We start from the raw sequence: 15,830 nt of genomic DNA, 5'->3' as shown, positions 1-15,830 counted from the left end.
CGGCCCGGCGTGATGTGGATCAATCTTGAAAGGCATTACGGAGGCGGTGTCGTCTGACCCGCCCCCGTAACAACGGGAACCAATTACTGGCTGGAGACAGGCAGCGCCGAAATCGGCTCGGTCGGCGCCGGCAGCGTGCTTGAATCCGCCGCTGGCGTGACCGCTTCCGCGGATGAAGTCGGCTCACTGCTCGCGGCCGGAGTAATTGGCGCCGTTTCAGCAGGCGGCACAACAGGCTCCGAAGTGGCTGGAGCGGCTTCGGCAGGTGCAGGAGCTGGTGCGACTGCCGGAGCAGGTTCTGCCGCCGGGGTCGGGGTCGGCGCCAACTGAGCCGGTGCAGCCTTGGCTTCAGGCACCCCCAGTTCGGTTTTCGGCTTCTCGATGATGTGCGCGGCCTTCTTCGCTTCCGGCGGCAGGAACAATTCGACCAGGGCAAAGAAGCGCTCGTAGAACTTGGCCGAAGACACGGTTTCGCTGGCGACCTTGACCATCGAGTCGTCGGACGAGCCGATCGGCATCGATACCGAGCCCAACACGCCGACGCCGAGGCTGGCGGAGTTGTTGGTCTTTTTCAGCGCATAGCGGTCCTGCAGGGCGTTGGCGAACATGGTCGCATGATGCCCCTCGCTGCCGTCATCGGCGCAGACCACATTGAAACTGATCTCCATATGGGTCTCGCCGGTCTGCTGGAAGCTCTTGTGCCCACTGATCAGTTTCGGATCACTGCTGGTGATGATGTAACCCTGGCTGAGCAAAGCCCGACGGGCGGCTTCGCAGGTTTGTGCATCGGTCACCGGGTAGCTGCGCGAGAACGTCCCGGAGTCGTCGAAGTTCTCATGCTCATAGACGGCGGCTTTCTTCGACGAACAACCGGCAGCGGCGGCCAGCACCAAGGCCAGCCCGACAACACGCATGGGAATTGATTTAAACATTGAACATCCTGAGGAAAACGGTTCGGGGCGTATTGTGCAACAGATTAATGCTTAGCGGAGTATCGATTGTGTCTTAAAACGGCTACAGATTCATTGACCGTCATATCAGGAGAAAGTCCCGCCGGAGCAAAAATCAAAAGATCGAAGCCTGCGGCAGCCTCTACGGGGGATCGCGTTCATCTGTAGGAGCTGCCGCAGGCTGCGATCTTTTTGTTTCCCCCATGAAAAACCCCAGCCTTTCGGCTGGGGTTTTTTGTGTCGCGCAAAACTCAGTCAGGCATCAGAAACGCTTGATCTCAGCCTCGCGTTCCAGCAGTTTGCGGTAGGCCGCAAAGTCTTGCTGGCCAATGCGCGAGGCGAGGAAGCGACGGTATTGAACCTTCTCTTCCTCGGTCGGCGCCGCAGCTTCGTTCACGCCGTTCAGACGCACAATCACCAGGCTACCATCGGCCAGGGTCACGCTGCTGAAGGTCGACTTGTCTTTGGAGGCTGGCTTGGGCATGCGAAACAGCGCTTGCAGCACGGTTGGGTCGGTCCCTTCCTGAGCGCGAGTGGCTGCTGCGGTGACTTTCCAGCTCTGACCGTCAATCGCCTTGTCCAGCGCAGTCTTGCCATCGCGCAGGCTGGCAACCAGTTGATCGGCCTTGGTCTTGGCGGCAGCACTGGCGTGCTCCTTGGTCAATTGCACGCGAATGCTGGCAGCCACGCTTTCCAGCGGCAGTTGCTCAGGCTTGCGGTGCTCCTTGGCGCGCAGCACGATCACGGTTTCCGGGTCCAACTCGATGGCGGTGCTGTTGGCACCCTCATCCAGCACTTCAGGACTGAATGCAGCGGTCACCACGGCACGGTTGGCCGCAACACCTTCGCCACCTTCCCGGCCGAATGGCGCGGAAGTGTGGACGGTCAGCTTCAGGTCTTGTGCCGGCTGGGCCAGATCGGACGCTTCGAACGAGGAGTCTTCCAATTGCTTGGTCGCCTCGACGAAACGCTGCTCGACCTGCTGGGTTTTCAGCTCGCGGGTCAGCTTGTCTTTCAGGCTGGCGAACGTTGGCACCTCAGGCGCTTCAACACCCAACAGCTTGATCAGGTGGAAACCGAAGTCAGTGCGAACCGGCTCCGACACCTGATCCTTGGCCAACGAATACAGGGCTTTTTCAAACACTGGATCGTAGACGCCTGGCCCCGCGAAACCGAGGTCACCACCATTGTTCGCCGAGCCTGGATCCTGGGAGAACTCCTTGGCCAGGGCTTCAAACTTCTCGCCTTTAGCCAGACGCGCCTGCACCTCTTCGATCTTGGCCTTGGCTTGTGCTTCGGTCACCTTGTCGTTCACTTCGATCAGAATGTGCGCAGCCCGGCGTTGCTCGGACAGGTTTGCGGTTTCTTTCTGATACGCCGCCTGCAAGTCTTCGTCCTTGACGCTGACCTGATCGAAGAAGGAAGCCTTTTTCAATTCGAGGTAATCGATGACCACCTGATCCGGCGTCATGAATTCCTTGGCGTGTTCGTCGTAGTAGGCCTTGACCTCATCGTCGGTCAGCTTCACAGCCGCAGGATCTGCCTTGACGTTCAGGGTGGCGAAATCGCGGGTCTGCTTTTCCAGACGGGCGAAGGCCAGAACCTGTGCATCGGTGACGAAACCGCTACCGGCCAGGCCGGCACGCAACTGACCGATCAGCATTTCCTGAGCCAGCATCTGACGGAATTGCAGACGGCTGTAGCCCAGTTGACGGATCACCTGGTCGAAACGCTCGGCGCTGAACTTGCCACTCACCTGGAATTCAGGCGTTTGCAAGATCACCTGATCCAAAGCGGCTTCGGAGAAAGCGAATTTCGATTTTTCTGCGCCTTGCAGCAGCAGTTTGCGATCGATCAGGCCCTTGAGGGCCGATTCGCGCAGCATTTTTTCGTCGAGCAAGGAAGCATCGAAATCCTTGCCCAGCTGTTGCATGAGCTGACGGCGTTGCATATCGACCGCCTGGCTCAGCTCGTTCTGGCTGATTTCTTCGCCATTGACCTTGGCCGCCTCATTGCTGTGCGTCGTGGCCCGAAAAATGGCGTCGAAACCGGTCAAAGCCATCAGTGCAACGATGACCCCGATAATGGTCTTGGCAATCCAGCCTTGTGAATTGTCCCTGATATTCTGCAGCATGCGTCCCCCAGAAACGGTTGAACTTCAAAATTAGGCAACCGTGGAGCGTGGGTAGAATCCGGATAGAAGAAAGGCGCATCCGAGGATGCGCCTTCTCGTAACTGGCGGAGCGGACGGGACTCGAACCCGCGACCCCCGGCGTGACAGGCCGGTATTCTAACCGACTGAACTACCGCTCCGCTGCCAAGTCAGGAATGACCCCGACCCGGATAGGCAAAAACCTGAATCGAACTTAGTTGACAGCTTCTTTCAGTGCTTTACCGGCTTTGAAACCTGGTTTTTTGGCGGCTGCGATTTCCAGCGTCTTACCGGTCTGCGGGTTACGACCGATGCGAGCTGGACGATCGGTCACGGAGAAGGTGCCGAAACCAACCAGAACAACAGAGTCGCCAGCCTTGAGAGCGCCAGTGACGGATTCGATTACAGCGTCCAGCGCACGGCCAGCAGCAGCTTTCGGGATATCAGCGGATGCAGCGATAGCATCAATCAGTTCCGACTTGTTCACTCTAAGTCCCCTTATATCTATTTGAGTTTGATTCTAAGTTTTTTGGTGAAAGCAAAAAAACGAGTGCTGAATGGCCTACAGACACTTAAGAGCCGCTTTATATCAAGGGCTCTAAAAAACTGTCAAGGAAGCCTCCCAGGCAAATGCGTACTAATGCGTGCTAATTCTTTCCTTAGAGTCAGACTCGCGCTTTTCATCCTTTGCAACGATCTCCGGAACCACATCTGGCAAGGGCTCCGGCGCGTATTGCAGCGCAATTTGCAGGACCTCGTCAATCCATTTAACTGGTTTAATCTGTAGATCTTGCTTGATATTGTCAGGAATTTCCTTCAGATCGCGTACGTTCTCTTCAGGAATGATCACCGTCTTGATTCCGCCACGGTGAGCAGCCAGCAGTTTTTCCTTCAAGCCGCCGATCGCCAGCACCTGACCACGCAAGGTGATTTCGCCGGTCATGGCGACGTCCGCTCGTACAGGAATGCCAGTCAATGCCGACACCAGGGCCGTGCACATGCCTACACCGGCGCTAGGGCCGTCCTTCGGGGTCGCCCCTTCAGGCATGTGGATGTGCGTGTCGCGCTTCTCGTGGAAGTCCAGGGGAATCCCCAGGCTCTTCGCACGGCTGCGGACGACGGTCAGGGCCGCGGTGATCGATTCGACCATCACGTCACCCAGAGAACCGGTCTTGATCAGCTGGCCTTTACCCGGCACGACTGCGGCTTCGATGGTCAGCAATTCGCCGCCCACCTGGGTCCATGCCAGGCCAGTAACCTGACCGATCTGATCCTGCTGCTCAGCCAGACCGTAGCGGAATTTGCGCACGCCCAGAAAGTGCTCCAGCATGTCAGCAGTGACCTTCACCGAGAAGCGTTTCTCCATCGCATGCTCTTTGACCGCCTTGCGGCAAACCTTGGCAATCTGGCGCTCCAGCCCACGTACACCGGCTTCGCGGGTGTAGTAGCGAATGATGTCGCGAATCGCTTCGGCGTCAAATTCCAGCTCGCCTTTCTTCAGGCCGTTGGCCGTAATCTGCTTCGGCGAAAGGTATTTGACGGCGATGTTGATCTTCTCGTCTTCGGTGTAACCCGGCAGACGAATCACTTCCATCCGGTCCAGCAGCGCCGGTGGAATGTTCATGGAGTTGGAGGTGCACAGGAACATCACATCGGACAGGTCGTAGTCGACTTCCAGATAGTGATCGTTGAAGTTGTGGTTCTGCTCGGGATCGAGCACTTCCAGCAACGCCGACGCCGGATCGCCACGCATGTCGCTGCCCATCTTGTCGATTTCATCGAGCAGGAACAACGGGTTGCGGACCCCCACCTTCGTCATCTTTTGAATCAATCTTCCTGGCATCGAACCGATATACGTCCGGCGATGGCCACGAATTTCCGCCTCATCGCGCACACCACCGAGGGCCATGCGGACGAATTTGCGGTTGGTGGCGTGGGCGATCGACTCTGCCAGAGAGGTTTTACCCACCCCTGGAGGACCGACCAGGCACAGCACCGGACCACGAATCTTCTTCACACGCTTCTGCACGGCGAGGTATTCGAGGATCCGCTCTTTGACTTCTTCCAGACCGTAGTGGTCTGCATCGAGAATGTCTTCGGCACGGGCAAGGTCCAGGCGCACTTTGCTCTGGGCTTTCCATGGCACTTGAACCAGCCAGTCGATGTACGAACGCACCACGGTCGCTTCCGCAGACATTGGCGACATTTGCTTGAGTTTGTTCAGTTCGGCCTGAGCCTTGGCCAACGCGTCTTTCGGCAGGCCGGCGGCATCGATACGCTTTTTCAGCTCTTCGATTTCGTTGTGGCCTTCGTCGCTGTCGCCCAGCTCTTTCTGAATGGCCTTCATCTGCTCATTCAGGTAGTACTCGCGCTGGCTGCGCTCCATTTGCTTTTTGACGCGACCGCGAATGCGTTTTTCGACTTGCAGCAGATCGATTTCGGCATCCAGCAACGCCAGAACGTGCTCGACCCGGGCCGACAAATCGATGATTTCGAGGATTTCCTGCTTCTGCTCGATCTTCAGGGCCATGTGCGCGGCCATGGTGTCGACCAGGCGGCCTGGCTCGTCGATGCTGTTGAGCGACGACAGGACTTCAGCGGGGACTTTCTTGCCCAGCTGTACATATTGTTCGAACTGAGCCAGCAGGCTGCGGACAAACACTTCCGACTCGCGCTCAGGCGCGTCGACTTCGTCGATCAGCGAGACTTCGGCTCGGCAGTGGCCGTCGACTTCGCTGAAGCGCTCCACGGCGCCCCGCTGCTCGCCTTCTACAAGAACCTTGACCGTGCCGTCAGGCAGCTTGAGCAGCTGCAGAACGGTAGCAATGGTGCCTACGCGATAAAGTGCTTCTTCACCGGGATCGTCATCAGCAGGATTTCGCTGAGCCAGCAGAAGGATCTGCTTGTCGCCCGTCATCGCAGCCTCGAGGGCTTCGATGGATTTCTCGCGCCCCACGAACAGCGGGATAACCATGTGCGGATAAACCACGACATCACGCAATGGCAGGAGAGGCAATTCGATGGTCGTCTTCATGATTTCGCCTCTACGGCGGCCATAAGGCCGTAAACAGATGGAAGTAAGCTTGAAACCAAGATGGGGGCTGCTTTCAAAAAAAACAAGCGGATAAAAGAGCCACTTTAAAGATCGCCGCTTACGGCAGCGCCTGCATGGGTCCGGATGCATCCAAAAAGGTCGGCTGTCATGCCGCCTTCGCAGCGATGCGACAAGCCAGCTCCCACAATAGCAAAGGGGCCCGCAGGCCTAATGCCAGTCAGTTAAGCGCAATCCATGTGGGAGCGGGCTAACTCGCGAAGACGGTAGTACAGTCAACATTGATGTCGCCTGACACACCGCTTTCGCGAGCAAGCCCGCTCCCACAGATTCCGCTCCTTAACTGAGCAGCATTAGCCCGAAGGCCCCTTCTTTATTCCAGCAGCGTGACGCTTAAGCGTCTGGCGCTGCCTTGGCAGTCGGCTCACTGTTTTCGTAGATATACAGTGGCTTGGACTTGCCTTCTATAACGCTTTCATCGATCACTACTTTACTCACCTCGGACTGCGAGGGAATTTCATACATAGTGTCGAGCAGCACACCTTCGAGAATCGAGCGCAGTCCACGAGCACCGGTTTTGCGTTCCAGAGCGCGTTTGGCGACCGATTTCAGCGCGTCGGTCCGGAATTCCAGGTCCACGCCTTCCATCTCGAACAACTTGGCATACTGCTTGGTCAGAGCATTTTTCGGCTCGGTGAGAATCTGCATCAATGCAGCTTCATCAAGCTCGTCCAGCGTGGCAAGTACCGGCAGACGACCGACGAATTCCGGGATCAGACCAAACTTGACCAGATCGTCAGGTTCGACTTCACGCAGGGATTCACCGACTTTCTTGCCTTCTTCCTTGCTACGAACTTCCGCGTTGAAACCGATGCCGCCCTTGGTGGAACGGTTTTGAATAACCTTCTCCAGACCGGAGAACGCACCACCGCAGATGAACAGGATGTTACGGGTGTCGACCTGAAGGAATTCCTGCTGCGGATGCTTGCGACCACCTTGAGGCGGAACGGAAGCGACCGTGCCTTCGATCAACTTGAGCAGGGCCTGCTGCACGCCTTCACCGGAAACGTCCCGGGTGATCGACGGGTTGTCAGACTTGCGCGAGATCTTGTCGATCTCATCGATGTAGACAATGCCCATCTGGGCCTTTTCCACATCGTAATCGCACTTCTGCAGCAGCTTCTGAATGATGTTCTCGACATCTTCACCCACATAACCCGCCTCGGTGAGGGTGGTTGCGTCGGCGATGGTGAACGGAACGTTCAACAAGCGGGCCAGAGTTTCGGCAAGCAGGGTTTTACCCGAGCCTGTCGGGCCGATCAGCAAGATGTTGCTTTTGCCGAGTTCGACGTCGTCATTCTTTTTGTCGCGCTGGTTCAGACGCTTGTAGTGGTTGTACACCGCTACGGCCAGAACCTTTTTGGCACGTTCCTGACCAATCACGTACTGATCAAGGATGCCGCTGATTTCTTTAGGCGAAGGCAATTTATGCGCGCTGCTTTCGGCCTGGGCTTCCTGCACCTCCTCACGGATGATGTCATTGCACAGGTCGACGCATTCGTCGCAGATAAAGACCGAGGGGCCGGCAATCAATTTGCGTACTTCATGCTGGCTTTTGCCACAGAAGGAGCAATAGAGCAGCTTGCCGTTGTCCTCGCCGTTGCGGGTGTCAGTCATTCGTTCGATCCAAATCCGATAGGCTTGCAACACAAGATGAAGGCTATTGCGGGCTTTTTCAAGCCCGCTGGTGATCGGACCCGCCGACCAACCTTATTTTGAGCTGCTTATTTTAAGCGGGGCGCTGGTTGATCACTTCATCGATCAACCCGTATTCACGCGCTGCCTCTGCACTCATGAAATTATCGCGGTTGGTATCGCGCTCGATTTCTTCAAGAGTGCGCCCGCTATGCTTGGCCATCAGCGTGTTGAGACGCTCACGAATGAAGAGGATTTCCTTGGCATGGATTTCGATATCCGAGGCCTGGCCCTGGAAACCGCCCAGTGGCTGGTGAATCATCACACGTGAGTTCGGCAGGCAGTAACGCTTGCCTTGGGCTCCGGCCGTCAGTAGAAACGCACCCATGCTGCACGCTTGACCGATACAGGTGGTCGACACGTTTGGCTTGATGAACTGCATGGTGTCGTAGATCGACATGCCCGCCGTCACCGAACCGCCCGGCGAGTTGATATAGAGATGGATGTCCTTGTCCGGGTTTTCCGCTTCAAGGAACAGCAGTTGCGCACAGATCAGGTTGGCCATGTAGTCCTCTACCGGACCAACCAGAAAGATCACTCGCTCCTTGAGAAGGCGCGAGTAGATGTCATAGGCGCGCTCGCCACGAGCAGATTGCTCGACAACCATCGGGACCAGGCCGCCTGCGGCCTGGATATCAGAGTTCTGCTGAATATACGAATTACGGAACATGCTCTGCAGTCACTCCCAAATAGTTATGTCTTGAATACGCATAAGCCAGCACGAAGGCTGGCTTATGGTGTGTGCTTCTTACCGCAAAAACAATCAGTCGGCTTGTGGAGCTTCTACCGGCTTGACTGCTTCTTCGTAAGAGACCGATTTGTCGGTCACGCTAGCTTTCTGCAGAACAGTATCCACAACTTGTTCTTCCAGCACAACCGAACGAACTTCGTTCAGTTGCTGGTCGTTCTTGTAGTACCAGGACACAACCTGCTCAGGCTCTTGATAAGCCGAAGCCATTTCCTGAATCATCTCGCGAACGCGGGCTTCGTCAGGCTTGAGGTCGAATTGCTTGACCACTTCAGCCACGATCAGACCCAGCACAACGCGGCGCTTGGCTTGCTCTTCGAACAGCTCGGCCGGCAGTTGGTCAGGCTTGATGTTGCCGCCGAACTGCTGAACAGCCTGCACGCGCAGACGGTCGACTTCGTTGGACAGCAGAGCCTTTGGCACTTCGATCGGGTTGGTGGCCAGCAGACCGTCCATCACCTGATTCTTGACCTTGGATTTGATCGCCTGACGCAGTTCACGCTCCATGTTCTTGCGAACTTCGGTGCGGAAGCCTTCCAGACCGGTTTCCTTGATGCCGAATTGAGCGAAGAACTCTTCGGTCAACTCTGGCAGTTTAGGCTCGGAAACGGTGTTCACGGTCACGGTGAACTCAGCGGCTTTGCCTGCCAGGTCGAGGTTCTGATAGTCCTCTGGGAAGGTCAGGTTCAGAACGCGCTCTTCGCCGGCCTTAGCGCCAACCAGACCGTCTTCGAAACCAGGGATCATGCGACCGGAACCCAGCACCAGCTGAGTACCTTTGGCGGAACCGCCAGCGAACACTTCACCGTCGACCTTGCCAACGAAATCGATGTTCAGCTGGTCTTCGTTTTGAGCAGCGCGATCGGCCACTTCGAAACGGGTGTTCTGCTTACGCAGGACTTCCAGCATTTTGTCCAGATCGGCGTCAGCCACTTCAGCGCTCAGGCGCTCGACAGTGATGCCTTCGAAACCGGCAACGGTGAACTCAGGGAACACTTCGAATACAGCTACGTATTCCAGGTCCTTGCCCGCTTCCAGGGATTTAGGTTCGATCGAAGGCGAACCAGCCGGGTTCAGCTTCTGCTCGACGACAGCTTCGTAGAAGGAAGACTGGATCACGTCGCCTACCGCTTCCTGGCGAGCTTCGGCACCGAAACGGCGCTTGATTTCGCTCATTGGCACTTTGCCTGGACGGAAGCCAGCAATCTTGGCCTTTTGGGCAGTCTGCTGCAGACGCTTGTTGACCTGAGTCTCGATGCGCTCAGCCGGCACGGTGATGCTCATGCGGCGCTCAAGAGCAGAAGTATTTTCAACAGAAACTTGCATGGATATTCCTCGTTGCACAGACGTTAGCCGGCCGTTTCCGACCCCAGAATCAAGGGCATGCATTCTAGTGGGTCAAACTCAAGAAGTCACCCTACTGAAAACGGGTAAAAAAGCAGCAGGCAATTTATAGGCGGGGACAAACGGTTGCGCCTCGCCCTGTTAGCAAATACAGCCAGGGCCCTGCACCAACCCTCCTATATATAGAAGGAATCGGCAATCCATCCCTGACAGCCAACCCCGCGAAGGGATCGGCGGGCGAATCGAGCATCATCGAGAAACATAAATACGACGAAGCGACCTACCCCTGCGACCCACAACCTGCAGCCGCTGAACATTCAAACCATTGAAACAAAAAAGGCGCCAGACTGTTAAATCTGGCGCCTTTCGAAATATGGGGTGGACGATGGGGATCGAACCCACGACAACGGGAGTCACAATCCCGTGCTCTACCAACTGAGCTACGCCCACCATATTGCGTGACAAAGAAGCCAAACAACTTCTTTGTTGAGCCCAATCAAGCCAACCGGCATGAGTGAAGCTTTATTTGGTGCGGATGAAGAGACTCGAACTCTTACGCCTCGCGGCGCTGGAACCTAAATCCAGTGTGTCTACCAATTCCACCACATCCGCGGATTGAAGCTGTTAAAGCAAAGGCGCCAGACTGTTAAATCTGGCGCCTTTCGAAATATGGGGTGGACGATGGGGATCGAACCCACGACAACGGGAGTCACAATCCCGTGCTCTACCAACTGAGCTACGCCCACCATATCGCGCTACTTGTGCCAAAGCTGCCTAATGGCGCACCCGGCAGGACTCGAACCTGCGACCATCCGCTTAGAAGGCGGATGCTCTATCCAGCTGAGCTACGGGCGCCTTGTTAGCTGTAACCTTGAAGGACTACAAACTAAGTGCTTTATCAGTCCTGCAGAACTTCGATTCTGCTCAACCTTCTCAACCAGTGCTAGGCTGTACCCGACAAGTGCGACGAATAGTATAGAGCGACCCGAAGGCCGTCAAATCCTTTTTAAAAAAAATTCATTTAATTAAAGGAGTTAGGGGAATTTGCTGACCAAGCGCCTTTGCCCTCACCTCATGACATGCGAGAATGCGCTCTCTTTTTTTTCCCCTCTCGATGGTTAATCACGCGCAATGACTGCACAACTAATCGACGGCAAATCGATCGCCGCCAGCCTGCGCCAGCAGATCGCCAAACGAGTCGCCGAGCGTCGCCAGCAAGGCCTGCGCACGCCCGGCCTCGCGGTGATCCTGGTCGGTAGCGATCCTGCCTCTCAGGTTTATGTCTCGCACAAGCGTAAAGACTGTGAAGAGGTCGGCTTCCTTTCCCAAGCCTACGACCTGCCTGCCGAAACCACTCAAGAAGCACTGACCGATCTGATCGATCGCCTGAACGACGACCCGGCGATTGACGGCGTTCTGCTTCAACTGCCTTTACCAGAACACCTGGACGCCTCCAAATTGCTGGAACGCATTCGTCCCGACAAGGACGTCGACGGTTTCCACCCTTATAACGTCGGCCGTCTGGCCCAGCGCATTCCGCTGCTGCGTCCGTGCACGCCTAAAGGCATCATGACGTTGCTGGAAAGCACCGGTGTCGATCTTTACGGGATGGACGCGGTCATTGTCGGAGCGTCCAACATCGTTGGTCGTCCGATGGCGATGGAACTGCTGCTGGCCGGCTGCACCGTGACCGTCACCCACCGCTTCACCAAGGACCTGGCGGGCCATGTCGGCCGCGCCGATCTGGTCGTGGTTGCCGCCGGCAAGCCGGGACTGGTCAAGGGTGAGTGGATCAAGGAAGGTGCGATCGTGATCGATGTCGGCATCAACCGCCAGGAAGACGGCAAACTGGTGGGTGACGTGACCTACGAAACAGCCCTGCCACGCGCCGGCTGGATCACTCCGGTACCGGGCGGCGTCGGCCCGATGACCCGCGCCTGCCTGCTGGAAAACACGCTGTACGCCGCGGAAACACTGCATAGCTGAGTTCTCGCTTGCACACAGCGCCACCTATAAAGAACCCCGCCCATCGCGGGGTTCTTTTTGCCCGCAGAAAAAGCTCGACCATCGACGGCTCAGCAATCGGGAAGCAGGAAAGCCGGAGGGGGTACAAAATGGGGACAGCATTAAATATTCTTCACTTTTACCCCCTGTATTACAGGCGCCTATGGCTTTCCTGGCACATACTCCTAAAATGCGTCGTTTTTAAGAAACAGCCCGTTACAAAACGGCATATCCACCCTTTATGAGTCTGCCAGCGTGAAAATCCGTCTTTCCATCCTGAGCCTAGTTTTTGCAGTTACAGGGACTTTCATCGCGCCAACGGTCAACGCCGCTGACACCACCGCGGCGCCACGAGACAATTCACAACTGAAGATCGCGTCCGGCAGCGCTTTGCTGATGGATCTGCAGACCAACAAAGTCATCTATGCCAGCAATCCTGATGTCGTCGTACCCATCGCGTCCGTCAGCAAACTGATGACCGGCCTGGTGGTCGTGGAAGCGCGGCAGAACATGGACGAATACATTCCCGTCAACATCAGCGACACACCGGAAATGAAAGGCGTGTTCTCCCGGGTCAAACTCAAAAGCGAATTGTCGCGCCGCGAGATGCTGTTGATTGCCCTGATGTCCTCGGAGAACCGTGCCGCCGCGACGCTGGCGCATCACTATCCGGGCGGTTATGTCGCGTTCATTGCCGCCATGAACGCCAAAGCCAAGGCGCTGGGCATGACCAGCACCCACTTCGTCGAACCGACGGGCCTCTCCCCTCGCAACGTGTCCACCGCCCGCGACCTGAGCAAACTGCTGATCGCCGCGCACAAGTACCCGTTATTGACTGAGCTGAGCACCACCAAGGAAAAAACCGTTTCGTTCCGTAAACCCAACTACAGCCTGGGTTTCCACAATACCGACCACCTGGTCAACAAGCCGAATTGGGACATCAAACTGACCAAGACCGGTTTCACCAATGAAGCAGGCCACTGCCTGGTGCTGGTGACCAGCATGGGTAATCGTCCGGTTGCGCTGGTGATTCTCGATGCCTTCGGCAAGTACACGCACTTTGCCGATGCCAGCCGTATTCGCGACTGGGTCGAAACCGGCAAGAGCGCCAACGTGCCGTCCGTAGCCCTGCAGTACAAGTCCGACAAGAACCTCAAGCATCGCCAGAGCGGCGTGATTGAAGCTTCGAAATAAAATCGAAACGCCTCTAAACGAAAGCCCCGAATATTCGGGGCTTTTTTTGTCCAGGATTAATCATTGGGCAGCGGCATCTGATCGTCATCCGGAATGCCATCCCCGGCACTCGGGTCTTTCCAACCCTGCGGATGCTTTGTCGGCACCACTGTCGGTCTGGCCAAGGGGTCCCTTAAAGGGCTGTCCGGGTCCATCACGGGGTCCAGGTCCGATTCAGGGGTTGTTGGAACACTGTCTGGAGGATCTGGACGTTTGTCGTCAAAGCTCGAGTCGGTAGACATATACACCTCACTGAGACTTGGGTTTCAGATTACCGAGTGGGTCGTAAGGCTTCGCAGGAGCCTTCTTGCCCTCCTCACCCGGTTTTACATCCCTGGGCGCCTTGGCAGGCCCGATGGGGTCGACCTGTGGATCGGCTACATCCGGAGAATCGGGGTCGAACCCCAACTCATTATCGGACGAATGCTCAGACGAGTGCGGGCCGGTGGGAGTATTGGAATGTGCCATGGCGCCTCCTGATCATGGTCCCGGAAAAATCCGGGCCCTCTACATGAGACTCCAGCATAGCGCGGCGGTGCCATGCCGATGACGAGCGCAAACTTACTTCGCGGTCAGCGCCTTCTTCGCCCGGGCAGCCGCCTGCTCTTGGCCTGACTGGGCAAGATCGCTCGCCGCTTTCAGCCAGCGCGGCTGATCGACATTGGCCGGAATCTGCTCCGGCTTCTGGATCAATACAGCCCAGCCACCGGCATTCTCGAACGCCGACTCAAAGGAACCGAACCCCATCAGCAACCGACGATCCATCCCGGCGCGCAGCAACACGGTCTGCTTCTGACGGTTGTAACCAGCGAGAATGGCGTATCGGGGCCCCGCCCAGAACGCCGAACCTTCGGTGAAGCGCACCATCACCGGGTAACCGGCCGCTACCTGGGCCAACAGCGCCGGCAAATGGCTGTCGAGGGGATAAACCACCATCCCGTACTCGCGGGCGAGGTTTTGCATGTTCTGCTGCAACCGGTCTTCGGCGCCCGGTAAATGCAGGGGCTTTTCGAGCAACCCCGGGGTGATCACGATGTCCTGTTGGGACAACAGGCTGGCCAGCACCTGAGGCCCGCTTTGATAACTTTGCCCGCGATAGAACGTACCGCTGAGTTCGACACGTTCCGGCAGACGCTTGATCTCGGGCGCTACGCTCCCCGCACAGCCAGCCAGGCCGGTAACGCAGCCAACGATCAGCGCCAAAGATCGAATTCGAGAAAATACCCGCACCATCATCACTCTCTTGTTCAGACGCCAGGCAATCGAACTCCCGGCTTGGCCGCCGATCATAGGATGCCGCGCGACAGCGGTATAGCCTTAACCGGCAGTTGATTGCATTCGATAGAGCGAACGGGTTGATGACAGGCGACCTTTGTTCAGTAGCCTGAAACACAGCAGCGGCTAGACTGTCATTTACCAAGGAAGAGTGTGCGCCCGCTGCAGGGCAAAGAGGAGGCACTGATGAGCCTGACAATGACCATTGTAATGTTGATTTCCGGCTGGATGGCGGTGGCTGCCGCCATGCTGTGGGGCGTTTTGCGTATTACCCGCCGGCACCATCACCGCCCGGTTCAATCGGCGCCTGCAACGAAAACCGACAAGCCGGCTGGACACCCCGCCACTGCGCACTGACTGGCGCTTTTCAGTCATACAAAAACGAATCCATGTGGGAGCGGGCTTGCTCGCGAAGGCGTCGTATCAGTCAGTATCAATGTCTCCTGACACACCGCTTTCGCGAGCAAGCCCGCTCCCACAGGTTCCGCGCCTTAAACTGGCCGCCTGGACTCTTTCGAGTTCAGGCGGCCGTTTCGTTTAATGAAGGTTAAGCTTCAGCGGCTACGCGCTTCTGCCTGGCCCGCCGAGACAGCATGTTCAAGCCTTCGATCGTCGCCGAGAATGCCATGGCCGCGTAGACGTAGCCTTTTGGTACGTGGGCGCCGAAACCTTCGGCGATCAGCGTCATGCCGATCATGATCAGGAAACCCAGCGCCAGCATCACCACCGTCGGGTTGTCGTTGATGAACTTGGCCAGAGGATCAGCCGCCAACAACATCACCAGTACCGACACTACCACCGCGATGATCATGATCGGCAAATGCTCGGTCATACCGACAGCAGTAATGATGCTGTCGATGGAGAACACCATGTCCAGCATCAGGATCTGACCGATCGCGGCGGCAAAGCCCAGGGTCACGGTCGAGGTGGCCGACGTCGGATCTTCCGGCGACGGGTCCATGCTGTGATGGATCTCGGTGGTCGCCTTCCACAACAGGAACAGGCCGCCGGCGATCAGGATCATGTCCTTCCAGGAGAACGCATGGCCAAGAATCTCGATCACAGGTGCCGTCAACTGAACGATGAACGCGATGGTGCTCAACAGCGCCAGGCGCAGGATCAACGCCATGCCGATACCGATGCGCCGCGCCTTCTGGCGATGCTGTTCGGGCAGCTTGTTGGTGAGGATCGAGATGAAGATCAGGTTATCGATGCCGAGCACGATTTCCATCACCACCAGCGTGGCCAGGGCGACCCAGGCGGTGGGGCTTGCAGCAAGTTCTAAAAGGTATTCCATGGGTCAGTCCTGACTGGTTG

Annotated in this window: 14 protein-coding genes and 5 tRNA genes; 3 read left to right on the top strand and 16 right to left on the bottom strand. The window is 56.8% G+C overall.

All coding sequences use genetic code 11. The annotated features are described in order from the left end of the window. Positions 1-83: 83 nt before the first annotated feature. The 12 genes from QMK51_RS10075 to QMK51_RS10020 all read right to left on the bottom strand — a co-directional run bounded on the left by QMK51_RS10075 (position 84) and on the right by QMK51_RS10020 (position 10,856). Positions 84-932, bottom strand: a complete 849-nt coding sequence (locus tag QMK51_RS10075) for a DUF2242 domain-containing protein (protein WP_258699969.1) — start codon at positions 930-932, stop codon at positions 84-86. A gap of 280 nt (positions 933-1,212) precedes the next feature. After that, complete coding sequence (locus QMK51_RS10070; protein ID WP_320393928.1) at positions 1,213-3,084, bottom strand: SurA N-terminal domain-containing protein; 1,872 nt, start codon at positions 3,082-3,084, stop codon at positions 1,213-1,215. A 102-nt stretch (positions 3,085-3,186) separates the two neighbouring features. Beyond that, positions 3,187-3,263 (bottom strand) — tRNA-Asp (locus QMK51_RS10065). A 53-nt stretch (positions 3,264-3,316) separates the two neighbouring features. Further along, on the bottom strand, positions 3,317-3,589 hold the full coding sequence (locus QMK51_RS10060; protein WP_002552737.1) for an HU family DNA-binding protein: 273 nt from the start codon (positions 3,587-3,589) through the stop codon (positions 3,317-3,319). A 150-nt stretch (positions 3,590-3,739) separates the two neighbouring features. Next, positions 3,740-6,136, bottom strand: coding sequence for an endopeptidase La (lon, locus tag QMK51_RS10055; protein ID WP_258699967.1), 2,397 nt, complete (start codon positions 6,134-6,136; stop codon positions 3,740-3,742). Between the two features lie 411 nt (positions 6,137-6,547). After that, complete coding sequence (gene clpX, locus QMK51_RS10050) at positions 6,548-7,831, bottom strand: ATP-dependent Clp protease ATP-binding subunit ClpX (protein ID WP_008048848.1); 1,284 nt, start codon at positions 7,829-7,831, stop codon at positions 6,548-6,550. 112 nt (positions 7,832-7,943) lie between these two features. Further along, on the bottom strand, positions 7,944-8,579 hold the full coding sequence (gene clpP / locus QMK51_RS10045) for an ATP-dependent Clp endopeptidase proteolytic subunit ClpP (protein WP_007901795.1): 636 nt from the start codon (positions 8,577-8,579) through the stop codon (positions 7,944-7,946). A 93-nt stretch (positions 8,580-8,672) separates the two neighbouring features. Then, positions 8,673-9,983 carry a trigger factor gene (tig, locus tag QMK51_RS10040; protein WP_320393927.1) on the bottom strand — a complete coding sequence of 437 codons (1,311 nt, stop codon included), beginning with the start codon at positions 9,981-9,983 and terminating at the stop codon, positions 8,673-8,675. Between the two features lie 392 nt (positions 9,984-10,375). Further along, a tRNA-His gene (locus QMK51_RS10035) sits at positions 10,376-10,451 on the bottom strand. 77 nt (positions 10,452-10,528) lie between these two features. Continuing rightward, positions 10,529-10,613, bottom strand: a tRNA-Leu gene (locus QMK51_RS10030). Positions 10,614-10,671: 58 nt separating this feature from the next. Then, positions 10,672-10,747: transfer RNA gene (locus QMK51_RS10025), tRNA-His, on the bottom strand. Positions 10,748-10,779: 32 nt separating this feature from the next. Then, a tRNA-Arg gene (locus QMK51_RS10020) sits at positions 10,780-10,856 on the bottom strand. Between the two features lie 276 nt (positions 10,857-11,132). Here QMK51_RS10020 and folD point away from each other — a divergent pair. Further along, complete coding sequence (gene folD / locus QMK51_RS10015) at positions 11,133-11,987, top strand: bifunctional methylenetetrahydrofolate dehydrogenase/methenyltetrahydrofolate cyclohydrolase FolD (protein ID WP_320393926.1); 855 nt, start codon at positions 11,133-11,135, stop codon at positions 11,985-11,987. A gap of 273 nt (positions 11,988-12,260) precedes the next feature. Next, on the top strand, positions 12,261-13,199 hold the full coding sequence (gene pbpG, locus QMK51_RS10010) for a D-alanyl-D-alanine endopeptidase (RefSeq protein ID WP_320393925.1): 939 nt from the start codon (positions 12,261-12,263) through the stop codon (positions 13,197-13,199). Between the two features lie 56 nt (positions 13,200-13,255). Here pbpG and QMK51_RS10005 read toward each other — a convergent pair whose 3' ends face one another. The 3 genes from QMK51_RS10005 to QMK51_RS09995 form a co-directional block, all read right to left on the bottom strand. Further along, entirely contained in the window at positions 13,256-13,480 is a 225-nt protein-coding gene (locus QMK51_RS10005) for a hypothetical protein (protein ID WP_123496538.1), read from the bottom strand. A gap of 7 nt (positions 13,481-13,487) precedes the next feature. Then, the gene (locus QMK51_RS10000) at positions 13,488-13,706 is read right to left on the bottom strand and encodes a DUF6021 family protein (RefSeq protein WP_320393924.1); all 219 of its coding nucleotides are present in this window, start codon (positions 13,704-13,706) and stop codon (positions 13,488-13,490) included. Positions 13,707-13,799: 93 nt separating this feature from the next. Continuing rightward, positions 13,800-14,528, bottom strand: a complete 729-nt coding sequence (locus tag QMK51_RS09995; protein WP_320393923.1) for a peptidase C39 family protein — start codon at positions 14,526-14,528, stop codon at positions 13,800-13,802. Between the two features lie 171 nt (positions 14,529-14,699). Between QMK51_RS09995 and QMK51_RS09990 the strand changes: the two genes are divergently transcribed. Beyond that, complete coding sequence (locus QMK51_RS09990) at positions 14,700-14,870, top strand: hypothetical protein (RefSeq protein WP_320393922.1); 171 nt, start codon at positions 14,700-14,702, stop codon at positions 14,868-14,870. 190 nt (positions 14,871-15,060) lie between these two features. Here the strand turns inward: QMK51_RS09990 and QMK51_RS09985 are convergent, their stop codons facing one another. Further along, positions 15,061-15,810 carry a TerC family protein gene (locus QMK51_RS09985; RefSeq protein WP_320393921.1) on the bottom strand — a complete coding sequence of 250 codons (750 nt, stop codon included), beginning with the start codon at positions 15,808-15,810 and terminating at the stop codon, positions 15,061-15,063. Positions 15,811-15,830: the final 20 nt, after the last annotated feature.

This window comes from Pseudomonas sp. P9_31 (assembly GCF_034008235.1).
Lineage (GTDB): Bacteria > Pseudomonadota > Gammaproteobacteria > Pseudomonadales > Pseudomonadaceae > Aquipseudomonas.
This window is presented reverse-complemented; position numbering and strand designations above follow the sequence as displayed.

Bases quoted from the DNA above. Each gene is read 5' to 3' on its own strand.
- QMK51_RS10075 (WP_258699969.1), bottom strand. From the start codon at position 932: ATGTTTAAATCAATTCCCATGCGTGTTGTCGGGCTGGCCTTGGTGCTG.
- QMK51_RS10070 (WP_320393928.1), bottom strand. From the start codon at position 3,084: ATGCTGCAGAATATCAGGGACAATTCACAAGGCTGGATTGCCAAGACC.
- lon (WP_258699967.1), bottom strand. From the start codon at position 6,136: ATGAAGACGACCATCGAATTGCCTCTCCTGCCATTGCGTGATGTCGTG.
- clpX (WP_008048848.1), bottom strand. From the start codon at position 7,831: ATGACTGACACCCGCAACGGCGAGGACAACGGCAAGCTGCTCTATTGC.
- clpP (WP_007901795.1), bottom strand. From the start codon at position 8,579: ATGTTCCGTAATTCGTATATTCAGCAGAACTCTGATATCCAGGCCGCA.
- tig (WP_320393927.1), bottom strand. From the start codon at position 9,983: ATGCAAGTTTCTGTTGAAAATACTTCTGCTCTTGAGCGCCGCATGAGC.
- folD (WP_320393926.1), top strand. From the start codon at position 11,133: ATGACTGCACAACTAATCGACGGCAAATCGATCGCCGCCAGCCTGCGC.
- QMK51_RS10005 (WP_123496538.1), bottom strand. From the start codon at position 13,480: ATGTCTACCGACTCGAGCTTTGACGACAAACGTCCAGATCCTCCAGAC.
- QMK51_RS10000 (WP_320393924.1), bottom strand. From the start codon at position 13,706: ATGGCACATTCCAATACTCCCACCGGCCCGCACTCGTCTGAGCATTCG.
- QMK51_RS09995 (WP_320393923.1), bottom strand. From the start codon at position 14,528: ATGATCGGCGGCCAAGCCGGGAGTTCGATTGCCTGGCGTCTGAACAAG.
- QMK51_RS09990 (WP_320393922.1), top strand. From the start codon at position 14,700: ATGAGCCTGACAATGACCATTGTAATGTTGATTTCCGGCTGGATGGCG.
- QMK51_RS09985 (WP_320393921.1), bottom strand. From the start codon at position 15,810: ATGGAATACCTTTTAGAACTTGCTGCAAGCCCCACCGCCTGGGTCGCC.